General features: G+C 57.1%; 19 protein-coding genes. 1 reads left to right on the top strand and 18 read right to left on the bottom strand.

The genetic code is table 11. From position 1 onward, the window contains the following. Positions 1–43: 43 nt before the first annotated feature. The 17 genes from GOV80_RS21175 to GOV80_RS21095 form a co-directional block, all read right to left on the bottom strand. Positions 44–835 carry an amino acid ABC transporter ATP-binding protein gene (locus tag GOV80_RS21175; RefSeq protein WP_269149621.1) on the bottom strand — a complete coding sequence of 264 codons (792 nt, stop codon included), beginning with the start codon at positions 833–835 and terminating at the stop codon, positions 44–46. Positions 836–847: 12 nt separating this feature from the next. Beyond that, entirely contained in the window at positions 848–2,146 is a 1,299-nt protein-coding gene (locus GOV80_RS21170) for an amino acid ABC transporter permease (RefSeq protein WP_170787565.1), read from the bottom strand. A 3-nt stretch (positions 2,147–2,149) separates the two neighbouring features. Beyond that, positions 2,150–3,382, bottom strand: coding sequence for an amino acid ABC transporter permease (locus tag GOV80_RS21165; protein WP_170773647.1), 1,233 nt, complete (start codon positions 3,380–3,382; stop codon positions 2,150–2,152). Between the two features lie 122 nt (positions 3,383–3,504). Beyond that, the gene (locus tag GOV80_RS21160) at positions 3,505–4,521 is read right to left on the bottom strand and encodes an amino acid ABC transporter substrate-binding protein (protein ID WP_170773646.1); all 1,017 of its coding nucleotides are present in this window, start codon (positions 4,519–4,521) and stop codon (positions 3,505–3,507) included. Positions 4,522–4,728: 207 nt separating this feature from the next. Next, a complete protein-coding gene (locus GOV80_RS21155; RefSeq protein WP_170787563.1) occupies positions 4,729–5,436 on the bottom strand; it encodes an ATP12 family chaperone protein in 708 nt (235 codons plus the stop codon). A gap of 4 nt (positions 5,437–5,440) precedes the next feature. Next, positions 5,441–6,112, bottom strand: coding sequence for an HAD-IA family hydrolase (locus GOV80_RS21150; RefSeq protein ID WP_170787561.1), 672 nt, complete (start codon positions 6,110–6,112; stop codon positions 5,441–5,443). Next, positions 6,109–7,152 carry an RluA family pseudouridine synthase gene (locus GOV80_RS21145; RefSeq protein ID WP_170787550.1) on the bottom strand — a complete coding sequence of 348 codons (1,044 nt, stop codon included), beginning with the start codon at positions 7,150–7,152 and terminating at the stop codon, positions 6,109–6,111. The genes GOV80_RS21150 and GOV80_RS21145 overlap by 4 nt, the downstream gene beginning before the upstream one ends. A 95-nt stretch (positions 7,153–7,247) precedes the next feature. Continuing rightward, positions 7,248–8,558, bottom strand: coding sequence for an AAA family ATPase (locus GOV80_RS21140; protein ID WP_170787548.1), 1,311 nt, complete (start codon positions 8,556–8,558; stop codon positions 7,248–7,250). Next, positions 8,555–9,940 (bottom strand): trypsin-like peptidase domain-containing protein, encoded by a 1,386-nt coding sequence (locus GOV80_RS21135; RefSeq protein WP_170787546.1) that lies wholly within the window; start codon positions 9,938–9,940, stop codon positions 8,555–8,557. Before GOV80_RS21135 ends, GOV80_RS21140 begins: the two co-directional genes overlap by 4 nt. Positions 9,941–10,070: 130 nt before the next feature. Beyond that, a complete protein-coding gene (rplQ, locus tag GOV80_RS21130) occupies positions 10,071–10,493 on the bottom strand; it encodes a 50S ribosomal protein L17 (protein ID WP_039538314.1) in 423 nt (140 codons plus the stop codon). Positions 10,494–10,611: 118 nt separating this feature from the next. After that, positions 10,612–11,628 (bottom strand): DNA-directed RNA polymerase subunit alpha, encoded by a 1,017-nt coding sequence (locus GOV80_RS21125; RefSeq protein ID WP_170773634.1) that lies wholly within the window; start codon positions 11,626–11,628, stop codon positions 10,612–10,614. Positions 11,629–11,742: 114 nt separating this feature from the next. Beyond that, the gene (rpsK, locus tag GOV80_RS21120) at positions 11,743–12,132 is read right to left on the bottom strand and encodes a 30S ribosomal protein S11 (protein ID WP_170462414.1); all 390 of its coding nucleotides are present in this window, start codon (positions 12,130–12,132) and stop codon (positions 11,743–11,745) included. 15 nt (positions 12,133–12,147) lie between these two features. After that, complete coding sequence (gene rpsM, locus GOV80_RS21115) at positions 12,148–12,516, bottom strand: 30S ribosomal protein S13 (protein ID WP_170456119.1); 369 nt, start codon at positions 12,514–12,516, stop codon at positions 12,148–12,150. 210 nt (positions 12,517–12,726) lie between these two features. Beyond that, positions 12,727–13,374: an adenylate kinase gene (locus GOV80_RS21110; protein WP_170773632.1), complete on the bottom strand. Its 648-nt coding sequence runs from the start codon at positions 13,372–13,374 to the stop codon at positions 12,727–12,729. Then, a complete protein-coding gene (secY, locus tag GOV80_RS21105) occupies positions 13,371–14,735 on the bottom strand; it encodes a preprotein translocase subunit SecY (protein ID WP_170773630.1) in 1,365 nt (454 codons plus the stop codon). Before secY ends, GOV80_RS21110 begins: the two co-directional genes overlap by 4 nt. 109 nt (positions 14,736–14,844) lie before the next feature. Next, on the bottom strand, positions 14,845–15,318 hold the full coding sequence (rplO, locus tag GOV80_RS21100; RefSeq protein ID WP_170773628.1) for a 50S ribosomal protein L15: 474 nt from the start codon (positions 15,316–15,318) through the stop codon (positions 14,845–14,847). Positions 15,319–15,519: 201 nt separating this feature from the next. Further along, positions 15,520–15,735 carry a DUF1127 domain-containing protein gene (locus tag GOV80_RS21095; RefSeq protein ID WP_170773626.1) on the bottom strand — a complete coding sequence of 72 codons (216 nt, stop codon included), beginning with the start codon at positions 15,733–15,735 and terminating at the stop codon, positions 15,520–15,522. 606 nt (positions 15,736–16,341) lie between these two features. Here GOV80_RS21095 and GOV80_RS21090 point away from each other — a divergent pair. Continuing rightward, on the top strand, positions 16,342–17,400 hold the full coding sequence (locus GOV80_RS21090) for a serine hydrolase domain-containing protein (protein WP_170787544.1): 1,059 nt from the start codon (positions 16,342–16,344) through the stop codon (positions 17,398–17,400). A 79-nt stretch (positions 17,401–17,479) separates the two neighbouring features. On the opposite strand, the gene GOV80_RS21085 is transcribed toward GOV80_RS21090, so the two are convergent. Continuing rightward, complete coding sequence (locus tag GOV80_RS21085; RefSeq protein WP_170787542.1) at positions 17,480–18,181, bottom strand: hypothetical protein; 702 nt, start codon at positions 18,179–18,181, stop codon at positions 17,480–17,482. Positions 18,182–18,400 lie beyond the last annotated feature (219 nt).

Here is an 18,400-nt window from a genome sequence, read left to right as displayed (position 1 = left end):
AAGGCGAGGCCAAAGCCCCGCCCTTTCCCAAATTTCGAATGAATCAGTGGCCCAGAATCTGGCTGAGGAACAGCTTTGTCCGTTCGCTCTGCGGGTTGTTGAAGAACTCTTCGGGTTCGTTCTGTTCCACGATCTGACCGGCATCCATAAAGATCACGCGGTTAGCGACCTGACGGGCAAAGCCCATCTCGTGGGTCACACACAGCATGGTCATGCCTTCCTCGGCCAGTTCGATCATGGTGTCTAGCACCTCTTTGATCATCTCGGGGTCCAGCGCCGATGTCGGTTCATCGAACAACATGATCCGCGGCATCATGCACAAGGACCGCGCAATCGCCACACGCTGCTGCTGACCACCGGACAGCTGACCCGGGTATTTCAGCGCCTGATCGGGGATTTTCACCTTTTCCAGGAAATGCATCGCGCGCTCTTCGGCCTCTTTCTTGGGCGTCTTGCGCACCCAGATCGGGGCCAGCGTGCAGTTTTCCAGAATGGTCAGGTGCGGGAACAGGTTGAAGTGCTGGAACACCATCCCAACCTCGGACCGGATCTTGTCGATGTTCTTAAGGTCATTCGACAACTCGGTCCCGTCCACCACGATCGTGCCCTGCTGGTGTTCTTCCAAAGCATTCAGACAGCGGATCAGAGTGGATTTGCCCGAGCCCGACGGCCCCGCGATCACAATCCGCTCGCCCTGATTGACGGTCAGATTGATGTCGCGCAGCACGTGGAAAGACCCGTACCACTTGTTCATGCCGTTGATTTCGATGGCGACCTCGTCGCTCACCTGCATCTTCGAGCGATCGATTTCGCGTTCAATTGCAAGTTCAGACATGTGTTGAACTCCTTAACGATGGTCCGTGGCAAGGCGACGCTCGAGCCACTGGGAATATTGAGAGATGCCGTAACAAACGACGAAGAACAGAAGCGCGGCAAAGCCCAGAAGCTCCCAATAGACGCCATTCCATTCGGTTGACGCTAGGATGGGTCCCCGGATCATGCCCACCAGATCGAACATCGAAATGACCGAAACCAGTGTGGTGTCCTTGAACAGGCCAACGGCCACGTTCACGATACCGGGGATCGAGATCTTCAGTGCCTGTGGCAGGATGATTAGACGCATCGCCTGAGGGTAATCCAAGCCTAGACTATCTGCTGCCTCGTACTGTCCACGTGGAAGCGCTGCCAGACCGCCACGGATAACCTCGGCGATATAAGCGGCCGAGAACATGGTGATCATGATCACAACGCGCAGGAACAGGTCGACCGTGCTGTCAGGCGGGAAGAAATAGGCCAGCATCACCGAAGCCACGAACAGCAGCGTGATCAGAGGCACGCCACGGATGAATTCGATGAAGATGACACAGACCCACTTGATCAGCGGCATGGAAGATTGACGACCCAGTGCAAGTGCAATCCCAAGCGGAACCGACAGTGACACGCAGGTCAGGCCCAGCATCATGTTCAGCATGAAGCCGCCCAGATCACGACTTGGAACTGCCGTGAGCATAGCCCCTTCGTTGGCATCTTCCGGGATCAGAGCCCCGCCGATATTCCAGACAATCAGAGCCACCACGATCGCGCCGAAGAACCCGGCAGCGAAGCTGTTGCGGCCAAGCTTCTGAAACACTGCTCCTGCCGCTATAAAGCCAACCAATGCCACGAGTGGAACCAGAATAGAGCCGCCCCAGATCAGCCAGAAAGCGATAAAGGGGTAGAGCGCCGTGAACACCAGCAGCTTGCGCGGCAGGTCAAAGAACAGGACCGGTGCCAGAGCCACCAACATCAATACGAATGCCAGATTCGGGCGCCAGTAGGCCTCGTCAGGGTATTTGAATCCGTAGATCAGTTGCGGCCAGCGTTCTGTAAGAACCGCGAAACAGGCCCCAGTCTTACCAGCCAGAATTTCACGGCATTCCGCCAGAGAATTGGCATTCCATACCCCGTTCATAATCCACGGCAACGTGTTTTTGAGCAGAACATAGATCAGAATCAAAGACAGGAGCGTCAGGATCGTGTTGGTCACGCCCGAGAACAGGTTCTCGCGCAGCCATTTGACGATCCCCGTCTGGTTCGCTGGTGGAGGAGAAGGAGGAATGGTGCCTTCAGCCACAAAAGCGATCGGATTTGTTGTTTGATCAGCCATGGCTCAGCGCTCCTTCAACTTGACGGATGCGTTGTAGACGTTCATCGCCATCGAGATCAGCAGCGAAGCCGTCAGATAGAACAGCATAAGCAGCAGAACACACTCAATCGCGCGGCCAGTCTGGTTCAGCGTGATACCTCCCAAAGTGGCGGTGATATCCGCATACCCCACGGCAATCGCCAGTGACGAGTTCTTGGTGATGTTCAAGTACTGTGAAATCAACGGCGGGATAATCACACGCAATGCCTGAGGCAGGATCACAAGATTCATGATCCGTCCGGGGCGCAGGCCCAACGCAGCAGCAGCCTCAGTCTGGCCTTTGCTGATCGCCTGAATACCCGCGCGCACGTTTTCCGCGATGAAGGCGCCAGTATAGATCGACAAGGCGAACCAAAGTGCGATCAGAGGTCCACCGATCTTGATGCCACCGGAGAAGTTAAAACCCTTCAGCTCGGGCACATCCCAAGTCAGCCCCATCAGCACCATCAGCAACGCGACGGGCACTAGCCAGACACCCAGTTTGACAAGGCCGGTTTTGGGTCGTTGGCCGGTCTGTTCCTGTTGCAGCGTTGCACGCTTCTCAACCTCGCGCGAGGCGAACCACGAACCAATCAATACAGCAATCACCAGCAACCAATTCAGAAAAGCTGCACTGAAAAAACCGCTAGAGAAATGAGGCCCGGGGATATAAACGCCGCGGTTGGTAAAGGCGAACAAGTCAAACAGCATACTTGAAGTCGGGTTGTCACCTCGGAAGGCGCGCGGACCCGGCAGCACAGCCGTCATGATCGTAAAGATGATGATGATCCAGATCAGCACAGGAATATTCCGGAAGATCTCGACGTAGACCGCCATTAGCTTTGAGACGAGCCAGTTGTTCGACAGACGCAAGACCCCAGCGATCACTCCAAAGACAGTGGCGGTGATACACGCAAGAAACGCCACCAGCAGAGTGTTCAGAATGCCCACAACAGCCGCACGTCCATGCGAGGACTGGCTGTCATATTCGATCAAACGCTGGTTGATGTCGTATCCGGACGGATCGCCCAGAAAAGTATAGGAAATGTTCAGGCCTGCGGCCCGCAGGTTCTGGATCAGGTTATTGCCCAGATACCAAATGGAAAGCGCAATAGCGATGGCCGCGATCACTTGAAATGTCAGCGAGCGATAGCGGGTATCGTTTATGAGCATAGACAACCGAAAGTCAGCTTTCGGCGGGTCGGTCATAGTCGACATATTTTGGATCCCCGTAGTCTGCGGATTCTTCTTTTCCGGCAGGGTTCTCCCCGCTCATGAGCTGTCCGCAGCAATTTGATGAGAAAAGGGCGCAGGTTCCCCCGCGCCCTTTTCCTTAGGATTTAGCGGAACGGCGGCGAGTACAGCAGGCCGCCATCGGTCCACTGCGCGTTCAGGCCGCGTGCCAGACCGATCGGAGTTTCTTCGCCGATGTTCTTGGCAAAGACTTCACCATAGTTGCCGCCCGATTTGATCGCGCGCATCGCCCACTGAGCGTCGAGGCCCAGCATCTCACCCAGAGTGCCTTCGCTGCCCAGCAGACGGTTCACTTCGGGGTTGTTGGTGCCAGCGGCCATCTCGTCGATGTTTGCCGAGGTCACGCCCAGCTCTTCAGCCGAGACCAGCGCGTTCAGAGTCCAGCGGACAACGTCGCCCCACTCGTGATCGCCGTGACGGACCAGCGGGCCCAAGGGCTCTTTCGAGATGATTTCGGGCAGAAGGACATGCGCCGCCGGATCTTCGAACGTGGCGCGGGTTGCGGCCAGGCCCGATGCATCGGTGGTGTAGACGTCACATGCGCCAGCCAGGTACTGCTGCTGCGCTTCGGCGTTGGTTTCGATCGGAACCGGCTCGTAGCTGATGTTGTTCGAGCGGAAGAAGTCCGCCAGGTTCAGCTCTGTCGTGGTGCCGGTCTGGATGCAGACGGTTGCGCCGTCCAGTTCTTTGGCCGAGCTAACACCCAGCGCCTTGGGAACCATAAAGCCCTGACCGTCATAGTAGTTCACGCCCACGAATTCGAACTTCAGGTCGACGTCGCGGCTGAAGGTCCAGGTGGTGTTACGGGCCAGCATGTCGATCTCGCCCGAGGCCAGCGCGGTGAAACGCGTCTTGCCGGTGGTCGGAACGAATTCTACGGCGCTTGCATCGCCCAGAACAGCAGCAGCGACCGCGCGGCACAGCGAGACGTCAAAGCCTTGCCATTCGCCATTCGCGTCGGGTGCAGCAAAGCCAACCAGACCGGTGGTCACACCGCAGTTCAGCTTACCGCGCGCTTTGACATCATCGACAGTCCCCGCTGCCGCTGCGCCTGCAGCCAGGCCGGCAACGGTTGCCACGCCCAAGATTACGGATTTTTTCATTTTTACCTCTTCCTGATTTTCCGCCTCTTTCCAGAGACGGCTCTGTCCGGCACCTTTGGCACCAGAAAGGTTTCCCCAAAGGTGTCTCCCCTTTAGTGCGCCCGAGTTTGGTCGCATTCATAAACAAACGTCAAGGGTCGGATCAGTGAAAACGATGGATCATCTTCCAGATGTCCGCAGTAACGGCAAAAATTCCGGCATAAGGGCTCAAACCGAGAGGTCAAAGAACCGCTTGGCGTGTAGGAAAGCGGCCCTTTTGACCTCGGACGCGGCGTGAGCCTCGTCGTCGTGACCCCATTGTTCGATTTGCCACAACTCGTCCAATCGAGAGGCTTGCCAGATCTCCTCGGCAGGGCGCCAATCTACGGTGGCAGCAAATCCAAGCACCAGTGAACCAGACAGGCTGACCAGATCGTGGAAGGCGGCCAATTGGAAGTCACTGTAATCATGGACACGTTGGCGTAGGCCCAGCAGGGCCTGCGGGTCCTGGGGTTGATGTAAAACTCCCGCAACCGGCAGCAAGCGCGCGGCAAGCGTCTCGGCCGCCCATTCAAGGGCAGGGTCCCACTGATCCGCCTGCCGTTGCTGCAACTCTTGCGGGTGCGTGGCGCGGTAACACAGCAGGTCCGAATCGCCGTAGTCGGCCAGCATGTCTGCAACCTCGGCGTGCTGATGCCGGACCTTGTCGATAGCTGCATTGGCCGAGCGCGTGAAGGGCATCGTCGTCGGGTCGACCTCTTTTTCCTGCGCGTCCCACTCGGCGGCGATTTCCTGCGCCATGGCCTGTGTCGGCACGACCAACTCCGCCTTGGCAGGCGTTTTCACACTGCGGCCATCCAGCTCGACGGTAAAGCCGCCTTCGGCCTCAACCACTGCGCTTTGGGTCCAGAATCGTTTGGGTTTCCAGTCGCTCATCGTATCAGGTCCAGATTTGATCCAGCGCGCCGGGCAACTGGTCGAAGGTTTCGATGATAGAGGTTGCTGCCTCAAACGCGGGCCGCGCGTGATAACCCCAGGTGACACCGACGCTGCGCACACCGGCAGCAGCAGCCATGTCCATGTCAAACCGCGTGTCGCCGATCATCACGGTATTGATCGCCTCAACCCCTGTCTCGGCCCGCGCGGTGTCAATCATCGACGGGTGCGGTTTCGAGGGGTGATGATCCGCCACCTGCCGCGTTACAAAATAGCCTTGCAACTCGTGCCCTTCGATCAGCGCATCCAATCCGCGCTGAGATTTGCCGGTCGCCACACCAAGCAGCACCTCGGGGATAGAGTGCAGCGCCTCGATCGCTTCGCGGGCACCGGTATAGAGCGGCGATCCCGCCATGCCCTGTTCCAGCCGATGCGCGTGATAGGCCTGTTTATACCCCTCGACCAGCCGCGTCTGATCCGCGTCCGAATGCTGCGGCGCAAGCTGCGCCATCGCCTTGGGCAACGACAGTCCCACAATGGACAGAATCGCCGTGCGCTCAGGCACCGGCAGGGACAGCGCGTCGAAACTGGCGGTCATAGCAGCAACGATACTGCCCTGACTATCGACCAGAGTGCCATCCACGTCGAACAGAACCAGACGCAGCGGTGCGCTCATTGCAGTTCCTCGAACGGGTCGTCGGCGGCCAGATCCTCGGTCCAGCCGAAGGTTTCCCAGCTGTGTTTCATGTGATCGGGCAAAGGGGCTTTCACGGTGATCGTCTTTCGCGTCACCGGGTGTTCGAACGAGGCTTGCCGCGCGTGCAAGTGAAGCTTTTTGCTGATGATCCCGCCCAACTGCGCACCCCAGCCGTCGCCGAGATTCTCCTGACCCGAACCGCCATATTTGCCGTCACCGATGATCGGATGACCAATCGCCGCCATATGCGCCCGAAGCTGATGCGTGCGGCCGGTGATCGGCTCCATCGCGACCCAGGCCGCGCGCCCGGCCACACGGTAAAGCGTGGCATAGTGCGTATGCGCCCGTTTCGCGCCGGGGGTGTCGTTCACTTCGCTCAGATGCAAGGGGATCATTTTCTCGCCCTCGCCGTGCTTGCCATGACCTGCGGCCTTGACCAAACCGGTCTTGATCTCACCCAGATAAGGGGTCGGCACACCGGCGACCAAGGCCCAATAGATCTTGCGCGTGTCGCGGTGGCGAAAGGCTGCGGTCAGACCCTTGGCAGCCTCGCGCGTGCGGGCCAGCAGCAGAACGCCGGATGTGTCCTTGTCCAACCGATGCACAAGGCGCGGGTTCTCGTCATAGCCAAAGCGTAGCGCCTCGGACAGGCTGTCCACATGCCGCGTCTGACCACTGCCGCCCTGCACGGGCAGGCCATGCGGTTTGTTCAGCGCCAGCACGTGGTCATCACGGTAAATCACGCAGGACTGGATCATCTTGGCATCGGCATCCGAAATCCGCCGCTTGACCTCAACCGGTTTGTGATCTGCGTCGGGCAGAGGTGGCACGCGCACGACCTGCCCGGCCTCAAGCCGGGTCGCGGCTTTCACCCGTCCGCCATCCACGCGCAATTCACCCTTACGGCACATCTTTTCGATGCGGCCCTGGCTGACATGCGGAAATAGACGGCGCAGCCAACGGTCAATCCGCTGGTCGCCATCGCCTTCTGCCACGGTGATCATTTGTACGCCACTCATACCGATATCCCCTTCACGCGGCGGGTCCGCGCGGATTGCATGCCATTCAGTGCCATTGAAAACATGCGCGTCTGTGGCGTGCCTTACCGGCAGAGTCAACCGTTGCGTTGCGCCCGCAGCTTGGCGAAATAGTCCAACCGTTTTTTCAACTCGCGCTCGAACCCGCGTTCGACCGGTTGATACAGCTCAGGCCTGTCCATCCCGTCGGGAAAATAGTTCTGGCCGGAAAACCCATCCTCGGCATCATGGTCATAGGCATAGCCCGCGCCATAGCCCTGATCCTTCATGAGCGAGGTCGGCGCGTTCAGGATATGCTTGGGCGGCGGTTCACTGCCGGATTGCTTGGCCAGCCGCATCGCCTCCTTATATCCCACATAGGCCCCGTTCGATTTGGGGGCGAGCGCCAGATAGACCAGCGCCTGCGCCAGCGCCAGCTCACCCTCGGGGCTGCCAAGGCGTTCATAGGTCTGCCAAGATTGCAGACAGATCGCCTGTGCCTGCGGATCGGCCAGCCCGATATCCTCGACCGCCATGCGCGTGATGCGCCGCGCCAGATAGCGCGGGTCTTCACCCCCGTTCAGCATCCGCGCGAACCAGTACAGCGCCGCATCTGGGTCCGACCCGCGCACCGATTTATGCAGGGCCGAGATTAGGTTGTAGTGTTCATCCCCCGACTTGTCGTATTTCGCCGCCCGCCGCATCAGACGGGTCGATAGCGCATCCGGGTCCAGCGGCGCGTCTACTTTCCACGCTGCGATTTGTTCGATCAGATTCAACAACGCCCGCCCGTCGCCATCGGCCATTTCCTGCAACGCCTCACGCGCAGGGCCGGTCAGGGGCAGTGCTTTGCCCAGCTCTTTTTCAGCACGTTGGGTCAGACGTTCCAGATCGACCAGATCAAGGCGTTCCAGCACCAACACCTGTGCGCGGCTCAGCACCGCGGCGTTCAACTCGAACGAGGGGTTCTCGGTCGTCGCCCCCACCAGCAGGATCGTGCCGTCTTCCATATACGGCAAAAACCCGTCCTGCTGGGCCTTGTTGAACCGATGGATCTCATCCACGAACAGCAGCGTACCCTGCCCGTTCTGGTGGCGGATTTTCGCGGCCTCGAAGACCTTACGCAAATCGGGAACACCAGAGAAAATCGCGCTGATCTGCACGAAATGAAGGTCGGTTTCCTGCGCCAAGAGGCGTGCAACGGTCGTTTTGCCCACGCCCGGCGGCCCCCAAAAGATCAGGCTGGACAGGCTGCCCGAGGCCAGCATGACACCCAACGGAGCATCCGGTCCCAGGACCTGTTCCTGCCCGATCACATCCGCCAAGCTTTGGGGACGCAAACGGTCGGCCAACGGACGATGCGCTGACGGGGCTGGTTGCGCCGCGCCGGTATCGAACAGATCACTCACAAGCGGAACCTTACCGAAACCGAACGCCCCCCGCGCGACACATCCAGCTGCAATCTGCGCCCCGGATCGGTCAGCGCCTGAACCACATCATCAGGGTGGTCAATTGAGACCCCATTGATGCTGTTGACTACGTCACCAACACGCAGACCTGAGCGCCCGCCATAGCGCCCCGGATCGGTGACGACCACGCCGGTCTGCGACAAGATCAACCCCATCCGTGCAATTACAGCCGGGTTGATCCGCGCTACTTTCAACCCTGGCATAACCGTCTGGTTGTCCAGTATCGTATCGTCAGAGGGCGGAACCTCGGGCGCTTTGATCAGGGCGATCTCGACCTCTTCCCGAACCTCGCCCCGCAACAGCGTCAGGACCGAGCTGCCTCCCACACCCGCGACAGACATGCGAAACTTCATTTCAGCGGGTGAGTTCACCTCGTCCCCATCCACATGCGTCACCACGTCGCCAACCCGCAACCCGGCTTCGCCCAAAGGACTGAGCGGATGCAGATCGGACACCACGACGCCCTGCGGAATTACAAGACCCAGAGACTCGGCGATGTCCGCACTCATGTGCTGGCCCGCCATCCCGGCCCATGGGCTTATGAAACTGTTATTTCCAGCCTGAGCCTGACGCAGGAATTCCGCAACCAAATTGGCCGGAATTGCAAAGCCGATTCCATTCGACCCGCCCGAACGCGTCAGGATCGCGGTGTTGATGCCGATCAGATCACCGTTCACATCAATCAATGCCCCGCCGGAATTGCCCGGATTGATCGCCGCATCGGTCTGGATGAAATAGCCCCGCGCATTACCGGTCGCCGTGCCCGTACGCGCCAACCCCGAGATAATCCCAGACGACACCGTTTGTCCGACGCCAAACGGGTTGCCAATTGCCAGCGCCAGTTCACCAACCTCAACCTGATCGGAATCGCGCAGAGGCAGATAAGGCAACGCCTCGGCCTCATCCAAACGCAGAATGGCGATATCGCTTTCCTTATCGCCCAGCACCACCTGCGCGGAATACTCGCGCCGGTCGGTCGTGACCACCCGGATCTCAGTCGCCTTGCCTACAACGTGGAAGTTCGACACCACATACCCATCTGCGGTCAGGATCACCCCCGACCCCAGCGAGTTCTGAACCCTTGGGCGCGGCTCGGCAAAACCGCGGCCGAAAAAGTCCTGAAAAAACGGGTCCGAAAACAGAGTGTTCCCCCGCCCTTCCCGCACGATCTTGGCATAGATATTTACTACCGCCGGTGCCGCTTGCTTCACCACCGGCGCAAAGCCGAGACTGATTTCGGCCTGAGAGGTCGGCACTTTGGTTTCAGCGTGGCTGTGGGATGCAAGACTCAATAGCATCAGGGTCAGAAAGACGCGGATCATGAGACCTCCGGGATTTGGATCGCCCCAGATATGCGGACCCGCGCAGCCGAATGCAAGTCAGCGATGCCGCAAAAGAAAAACCTCCGCCCGACGTGGGGCGGAGGTTTCTAATCAGCCAGATGGCGTGATCTTATTCTTCGTCTGCGGCCTCTTCGGCGGCAACGCGGGCCTTGTCGGCTGCGCCTTTGGCGTCGACGTCACGATCTACGAATTCGATGATCGCCATCGGGGCCATGTCGCCATAGCGGAAGCCTGCTTTCAGGATGCGGACGTAGCCGCCCTGACGCTCGGCATAGCGGGGGCCCAGAACTTCGAACAGCTTGGCGACGTCTTTGTCTTCTTTCAGCTGTGCTGCGGCCTGACGACGGGCGTGCAGGTCGCCGCGCTTGCCCAGAGTGACCAGCTTTTCGATGATCGGGCGCAGTTCTTTTGCCTTGGGCAGAGTTGTCTTGATTTGCTCATGTTCGATGAGCGAGCCAGCCATGTTTGCAAACAGAGCCTTACGGTGCTCATGAGTACGGTTCAGGCGGCGGTAACCACGTGCGTGACGCATTTTCTAGTTCCTTCTTTCGCGTTTTGCTTTGTCTGGCCGGCGATGCGTGTCACCGGCTCTCCTTGGGGCGGAAGTGCCCATTTGGTCCCCGGCAGCCCGGGCATTGGGGAAGACGCGCTTAGAACGCGTCTTCGAATTTCTTCGCCAGATCTTCGATGTTGTCGGGCGGCCAGTCCTCGACATCCATGCCGAGGTGCAGACCCATGCCGGACAGCACTTCTTTGATCTCGTTCAGCGACTTGCGGCCGAAGTTCGGGGTGCGCAGCATCTCGGCTTCGGTCTTCTGGATCAGGTCGCCGATATAGACGATGTTGTCGTTCTTCAGGCAGTTTGCCGAACGGACCGACAGTTCCAGTTCGTCCACTTTCTTCAGCAGCAGCGGGTTAAACTCCAGACCATCGTCTTCGTCTTGGCGGCTGGCCGATTCCGGCTCGTCGAAGTTGACAAAGATCGACAGCTGATCCTGAAGGATACGTGCGGCAAATGCCAACGCGTCTTCGGGAGTGATCGAACCATCGGTTTCGATCTTCAGGGTCAGTTTGTCATAGTCCAGAACCTGACCTTCACGGGTCGGCTGAACGTCATAGGCAACCTTCTTGACCGGCGAATAGATCGCGTCGATCGGGATCAGGCCGATGGGTGCATCTTCGGGCTTGTTCTTCTCAGCCGAGACGTAACCCTTGCCGGTGTTGACGGTCAGCTCCATGAACAGGTCAGCGCCATCGTCCAGGTGGCAGATGACGTGATCGCGGTTCAGAACCTCGATACCGGCGCTTTCGCTAATGTCACCAGCGGTGACAACGGCGGGGCCTTTGGCATTGATCGACAGGCGCTTGGGGCCTTCGACTTCCATGCGCAGCGACACACCTTTGAGGTTCAGGATGATGTCAGTGACGTCTTCGCGGACACCAGCAACCGACGAGAACTCGTGCAGGACGTTGTCGATCTGAACGCTGGTAATAGCCGCGCCTTGCAGCGAGCTCATCAGAACGCGGCGCAGCGCGTTACCCAAAGTCAGACCAAAGCCACGCTCCAGCGGTTCAGCAACCAGCGTTGCCTGACGCGCAGGGTCGTTGCCCGGCTTGCCGTCCAGCTGAGTCGGCTTGATCAATTCTGCCCAATTCTTATGGATCATGTAATCCCTCCATTCCTGTCCGCGCCCCATGACCAACAAGGTGCAGACGCCCGAGGTTCAAAATGACGTGCTGGGGCCGTGCAAAAACACAGCCCCAGCTCTATTCAAAATCGCTTAGACGCGGCGACGCTTCGGCGGGCGGCAACCATTGTGCGCAATCGGCGTCACGTCGCGGATCGACGTGATGTTGAAGCCCACAGCAGCCAGAGCGCGCAGAGCCGATTCACGACCCGAACCAGGGCCTTGAACTTCGACTTCCAGCGTCTTGACGCCATGTTCCTGCGCCTTCTTGCCTGCATCTTCTGCAGCCATCTGAGCGGCGTAAGGTGTCGATTTCCGCGAGCCTTTGAAGCCCATGGTACCGGCAGACGACCACGAAATGGCGTTGCCCTGTACGTCCGAGATCAGGATTTTGGTGTTGTTGAAGGTCGAGTTCACATGGGCAACGCCCGATGCGATGTTCTTACGCTCTTTGCGCTTGATGCGAGTCTTATCGCGTGCCATCGGTCAGACCCTCCCTTATTTCTTCTTACCAGCAATGGCCTTCGCGGGGCCTTTGCGGGTACGAGCATTGGTGTGGGTACGCTGACCGCGAACCGGCAGGTTGCGGCGGTGACGCAGACCGCGGTAGCAGCCCAGGTCCATCAGGCGTTTGACGTTCATCTGAACTTCACGACGCAGGTCACCTTCGACAGTGTAGTTTTCGTCGATGTACTCGCGGATTTTCAGAACTTCAGCGTCGGACAGTTCGTTGACGCGACGGGTCGCTTCAATGCCCACGGCTTCGCAAATCGCTTTGGCCGAGGTGTTGCCGATACCGGTGATATATGTGAGGGCGATAGGTACCCGCTTTGCAGTCGGGATGTTTACGCCGGCAATACGTGCCACGTGTCACTTTCCTTTTCGTTGCGGTTCCGTAACTCCAGAACCTTTTTTCACAACGCTTGACCTTGGCAGTGTCGCCAGCGGGCCCAGCATTATTCGAGGTGGTCGGGGCGGTTGGGACGAATCCCTCACGCAGTCTTGATTCCCTTTAGGGATGGGGGTCGATATGGGCTTTTGGCAGTGCCGTCAAGCCCATATTCAAATGTGGATCGATCAGGCGTCCAACACGCCAGCAATCGCGTCCTGAACCTCATCAATCTCGCCCAGACCATCAACCCAGGACAGGTTGCCCTTGGCGTGATAATAGCCGATGAGCATTGAGGTCTTTTTGTAGTACTCCATCAGACGGGTCTTGAGGCTTTCCTCATTGTCGTCCGCACGGCGTTTGAAGTCACCTTCTTTGCCGCAGTTCGAGCATTTGCCGTCCGCCGGGATCGGTTTAGTGATGTCGTTGTAGACTTCACCGCAACCGCCGCAGGTTGACCGAGCCGTGATACGCGCGACCAGAGCGTCGTCGTTCACTTCCATCGCGATGACCGCGTCCAGCGTCTCGCCGGTGCTGTCCAGCAATTCACCCAGCGCATCAGCTTGGGCCAGAGTGCGCGGGAAACCGTCAAAGATGAACCCGCCTTCAGCGCCTTGTTCCAACTTTTCGCGGATCAGGCCGATCACGATCTCATCCGTCACAAGCTGGCCCTTAGCCATCACCTCGGCTACGCGGTTGCCCATTTCGGTGCCGCTGTCTTTGGCTTCACGCAGCATGTCGCCAGTGCTCAGCTGGACCATGCCGCGGGTTTCAACCAAGTGACGCGCTTGCGTTCCTTTGCCTGCCCCCGGGGGGCCGAGAAGAATGATGTTCATCGACGAGCGGGTCCCTTCCTGCCACGTTTCTTACCTTTGCCGCGCAGTTGGGACTTTTCGATCAGCCCTTCGTATTGGTGCGCCAGCAGGTGGCTCTGGACCTGTTGGATCGTGTCCATGGTCACAGAGACGATAATCAGAACCGAGGTGCCGCCGAAATAGAACGGGATGGCAAACTGGCCCCGAAGAATTTCAGGCAACAGACAGACCGCCGCCAGATAGGCCGAACCCAGAACAAGTACGCGGTTGACCACGTATTCTAGATACTCGGCGGTTTTTTTGCCCGGACGGATGCCCGGCACGAAACCGTTCTGCTTTTTCAGGTTATCCGCCACATCGTCCGGTTTGAACGACACGTTGAACGTGTAGAAATAGGCAAAGAAAACGATCATCGAAGCGAAGAACAGCAGGTACAGAGGCTGTCCGGGACCAAAGTTGGCCAGAAGCCAAGACATGACCGGCCCGTTGGTCGCCCCCGAAGAGAAGGTCGAGATCGTCACCGGCAGCAGCAGCAGCGAGCTGGCAAAGATCGCCGGGATCACGCCCGCTGGGTTCACTTTGACCGGCAGGTGGCTCGAGCCGCCCTCATAGATCTTCATACCGGCCTGACGACGCGGGTATTGAATATGGATCTTGCGCAAGGCGCGTTCCATGAAGACCACGAATGTAATCACGGCAATCACCATCACGATCACACCGATGATCACAGCAGGGCTGATCGCGCCCGAGCGGCCCGAAGCGAAGAACTGTGCCAAAGCGGCCGGAACTTCGGCGATGATGCCCACGAAGATGATCAGAGAGATACCGTTGCCGATGCCGCGTGCTGTGATCTGCTCACCCAGCCACATCAGGAACATGGTGCCACCAACCAAGGTGATCATGGTCGACAGGCGGAAGAACAGGCCCGGATCGGTTGCCAGATCGCCCGATTCCAACGAAACCGCCAGACCGTAAGCCTGAACGGTGGCCAAGGCCACGGTGCCGAAACGGGTATATTGGTTGATCTTCTTGCGGCCCTGCTCGCCCTCTTTCTTGAGCTGTTCGAGCGCGGGAACCATAGATGTCAGCAGCTGCACGATGATCGAGGCCGAAATGTAGGGCATGATGCCGAGGGCAAAGATACCCATCCGCCCCAGCGCACCGCCGGTAAACATCGAAACCATGCCGCCGATGCCCTGCCCCGCTTGCTCCATGAACTCGCGCAGTGCTTGGCCGTCGATGCCCGGAACCGGAATAAAGGTGCCCAGACGATAGACGATCAGCAATGCAAGCGTGAACAGGATGCGGTTGCGCAGATCGGTGGCTTTGCCCAAAGCAGCCCAGCTTGTGTTGGCTGCCATTTGTTCTGCTGCTGATACCATAAATCGGTCTCTCTTATGCAAACACCGCCCGGAACCGTTTTCCGGCTCGGGCGGCGTCTTGGAAAACTCTGAAGTCTATGTAAGCGGGTCTTGGCCCGCTCACAAGCGCTTACTCTGCCGCAGCGGCTTTTGTGACCGTCAGTGAACCGCCCGCTTTCTCAACTGCCTCAACGGCAGATTTCGAAGCACCGGTTACTTCCAGGTTCACTTTGGCGCTGATTTCGCCTTTGGCCAGAACGCGGATACCGTCCAGTTTGCGGCGCACCAGACCGGAAGCGACCAGCGCATCCTCGGTGATCGCAGCCGATGCGTCCAGCTTGCCCGCGTCAACGAATTTCTGGATCAGGCCCAGGTTGATAACGGCGAATTCCTTGCGGTTCGGCTTGTTGAAGCCACGCTTGGGCAGGCGCTGGTACAGCGGCATCTGGCCGCCTTCGTAGCCATTTATGGCCACACCCGAACGGGATTTCTGGCCTTTGATTCCACGGCCACCCATTTTACCTTTGCCGGAACCCGGACCACGGCCAACGCGGGTGCGTTTCGGGGCGGCGCCAGCATTATCGCGCAATTCGTGCAGTTTCATTTCGCTTCTCCTTAGCCGGATGTGACCCCCGAAGCGTGATGGGCCAAACGCGGCATTTCTTGGTTTTGATTCTCGTGGACACAAATCCACCGGAGCGCTCTACAGCTTTGCCCCGCAGGATGCAAGGTTTGTTGTATCACACCCCCAAAAACCAAAAGAGGCGCCGATTTGGCGCCCCTTCATCAGTGAGTGGTGGTAGCGTTACGAGCAGTATGTGTGCTCACGCGCGATGTCTTTGATATCGCAGCGACGCACACCGATGTCGTTCAATTCCCGATCAGACAGGCTTTGCAGCTCTGCATAGGTACGGTTGTACTCGGTGCGCAGGGCAAAACCCTCTTTGATGCGCGCAACGAGCGCTGTGATGCGGGCGGTCAGGCCAAAGCCTTCGCGAGTAAATGTTGCTGTATGTGCCATGGTTCGTTTCCTTTCTAAGCCCGAGGCGAATTCCCCGAGTGACTGTTTGCGTTCCTGTTTGGGACAGGGCTCAGATAAGGAGGCCGGGTATCGCTAACAACGGATGTTTCGGTCTATCCGGTATGCGTTGGGGGAATGGCGATACAGGAGTTTGCGCCCGCCAGGCTGAATCGGACGAATGTCCACTATGCGGACAGAGCGGGCATTGCTCAAGGCGACTAACGCACAGTGTCTGCCATCCGTCTCTTTCAATTACTAAGCTATCCTACCAGAGCCTAGTTCGCGGTCGTCTGGCAGCACCGGCCCAAACACAACGGGCTAGACACCAGAGCTGAAGCGTGGCTGGATTGCTTAGAGATTGTCTAGTCGGACGGAGATCCCCAAAATGAAAAGAAATGCAAACAAGCTGTTAGTGACTTCCGCTATTGCTATCGCTCTTTGGGGTCTGGTGCGGTTTTTACTGCTTCTACTCAACCAGCAAGCGCAGAGGCTGGTTATTTCTGGGATTAAACCGTTGAGTCTGTAGATAGAAGCCCTTGGATATTTGAAGGCACAAGTGTTTTTGGCGAATTAGCACGAGTTCCACCGTCAGATTGGGTACGTACTTTGGAAAAAGCAGCATACCCAACTGAGCTTGAGACTTTTGTTTTCACAGCTAGCAATAATGAAGAACAGAATATCAACGATTGGTTGCATCAAACGCATACCGATAGCTTTTTGATTTATCACGATGGCAAATTGGTCGCTGAAAAGTACTTCAATGGCATGAGAGCTGATACGCCTCACCGCATTCACTCAATCACCAAAACAGTGTTGGGTATGGCAGCAGGGCTGGCGGTTGAGGCGGGAGAACTAGATCCGAAAAAGCTGATCACCGAATACCTGCCAGAGTTGGAAGGCCCAGCATTCAAAAATACAACGGTTAGACATCTCCTTGATATGACCGCTGCTGTTGATTGGAAAGATGCGTCTAGCGGCTACTTAGACGATGCCGGTGATCTGTTCTGTGCGTTTGGTCAGGACCTCTCAGAAAAAGTAGAAGTTTGTGATACAGAGTCTGGCGTTAAGGAGTACATGATTTCTCTGAGTGATCGCGAGACCTTGGTAGAAGACGGTGAAGTTTATAATTACCGTTCAGTGCTATCTGCGCTGCTGGGTATGGTTATCGAGTCGGCGACCGGCGAGAGCTATTTGGATGTACTGGCCGAATTGTGGCAGGACATCGGTGCTCAAGACCCTGCATATAGCGAACTAGGGCCTAAAAGGATTGTGCAAACGAGTGGCGGGTTATTTACCAGCTCTCGTGACCTATTGCGATTTGGCATAATGATGCTGGACAACGGTAAGGTTAACGACACTCAAGTTATTCCTCCGGATTGGATAGCTGACACGATTAAAGCAAATGATGACTTTATCGCAGCTTATGAGAAAAGCGCATATGCGGAGGTGTTTGAAGGCTTCCACTACCGTAATCAAGTTTGGGTGAAAGATAGAGAAACAGGTGCGTTTTACGGTATCGGTGTCTATGGGCAGCTGTTGTACGTGAACCAAAAAGCCAATGTGGTTATGGTGAAGCTATCAAGCCAGCCAGACGTTCAAAACACACCTATGTACCTGGACTCGATGGTTGCGATGAAAGGCATTGCAGAGACTTTGAGTAAATGAATTTCAGATTATCTTAAAATAGTAAGCTGAGCCAAATGGCTCGGCATAAACTACGAAAAGACTTAATAGTGTCGTCGGGTTAGTACCGGGTGACCTCGACTGCGACCGCAGCAAACACCACACCAATCAACAGAGCTTTTGTATTCACTGCCGAAAGGCTGGGTAGTTTAACCCGAAGAGACAGGGCTATTATCACACCCCCTGTTAACCCAGTCGCAATGGAATAGATCATGCTACTTTTGTCTGCGTTGAGACCGATCAATATGCCGACTGCAAGCGACGCGACAAAGTATGCGCGTAGCCATCCAGACATGTGTCCGGGGTGGGTCTTATAGAGAAAGATATTCACCCCAAACAAATGCAATGAATAGGCCAACGTTCCAACAGCGTACAGCTCAGGTGATGTTCCCGTCGTTTGCATGACGGTAATGGCAAGCAAGCAGTTGTAGGTTCCAAGTGCCACTGTGTCCAAGCCAAGCGACAACCTGTTATCGGCCCCAGTGTCGCGACTGGCTTCCAGCAAGTAGTAAATGAGAAATCCTAGGAGCGAATAACCGAACAGCGAGTTTTCCCATTTTCCATTTGCAGCCAAATCGGCCGACAATTCACCGATTTTTGGCAGTAAGAAAAGGAAAGCATAGCCAAGTCCGATCCCAGATGAAAAATCAGAAAGCCAGCCTGCTAGGTCGGGGAATCTCCGGTAAAAAGACACGCAGAAGACGTGAACAGTGCCGATGACTGCAATCGATGTTATCGCGAGGTATGTCGAAGCGTCGAACACGGCTAAGATCCAATGATCACATTACAATTTGTATGAGACACCCCTTGGGAGCGTTTGCACAACCCAAAAAGTGAAGAAGGTGCGGTTTGAATAGAACACTCAACGACAGCTTATTTCTGAACTTCTGGTATTGATGCACGGTGCAGAAATTTGAACTTAGGGCTGATGTCGTTGAAAAACTCTTCCTTGATTGAGAGGCAAGCTGCTGATTCAATTCTC

Source organism: Ruegeria lacuscaerulensis, assembly GCF_013034685.1.
In the GTDB taxonomy this organism is placed as follows: domain Bacteria; phylum Pseudomonadota; class Alphaproteobacteria; order Rhodobacterales; family Rhodobacteraceae; genus Ruegeria; species Ruegeria lacuscaerulensis_B.
Note: the sequence above shows the minus strand (reverse complement) of the source record. Positions and strands in the feature narration are given on the sequence as shown.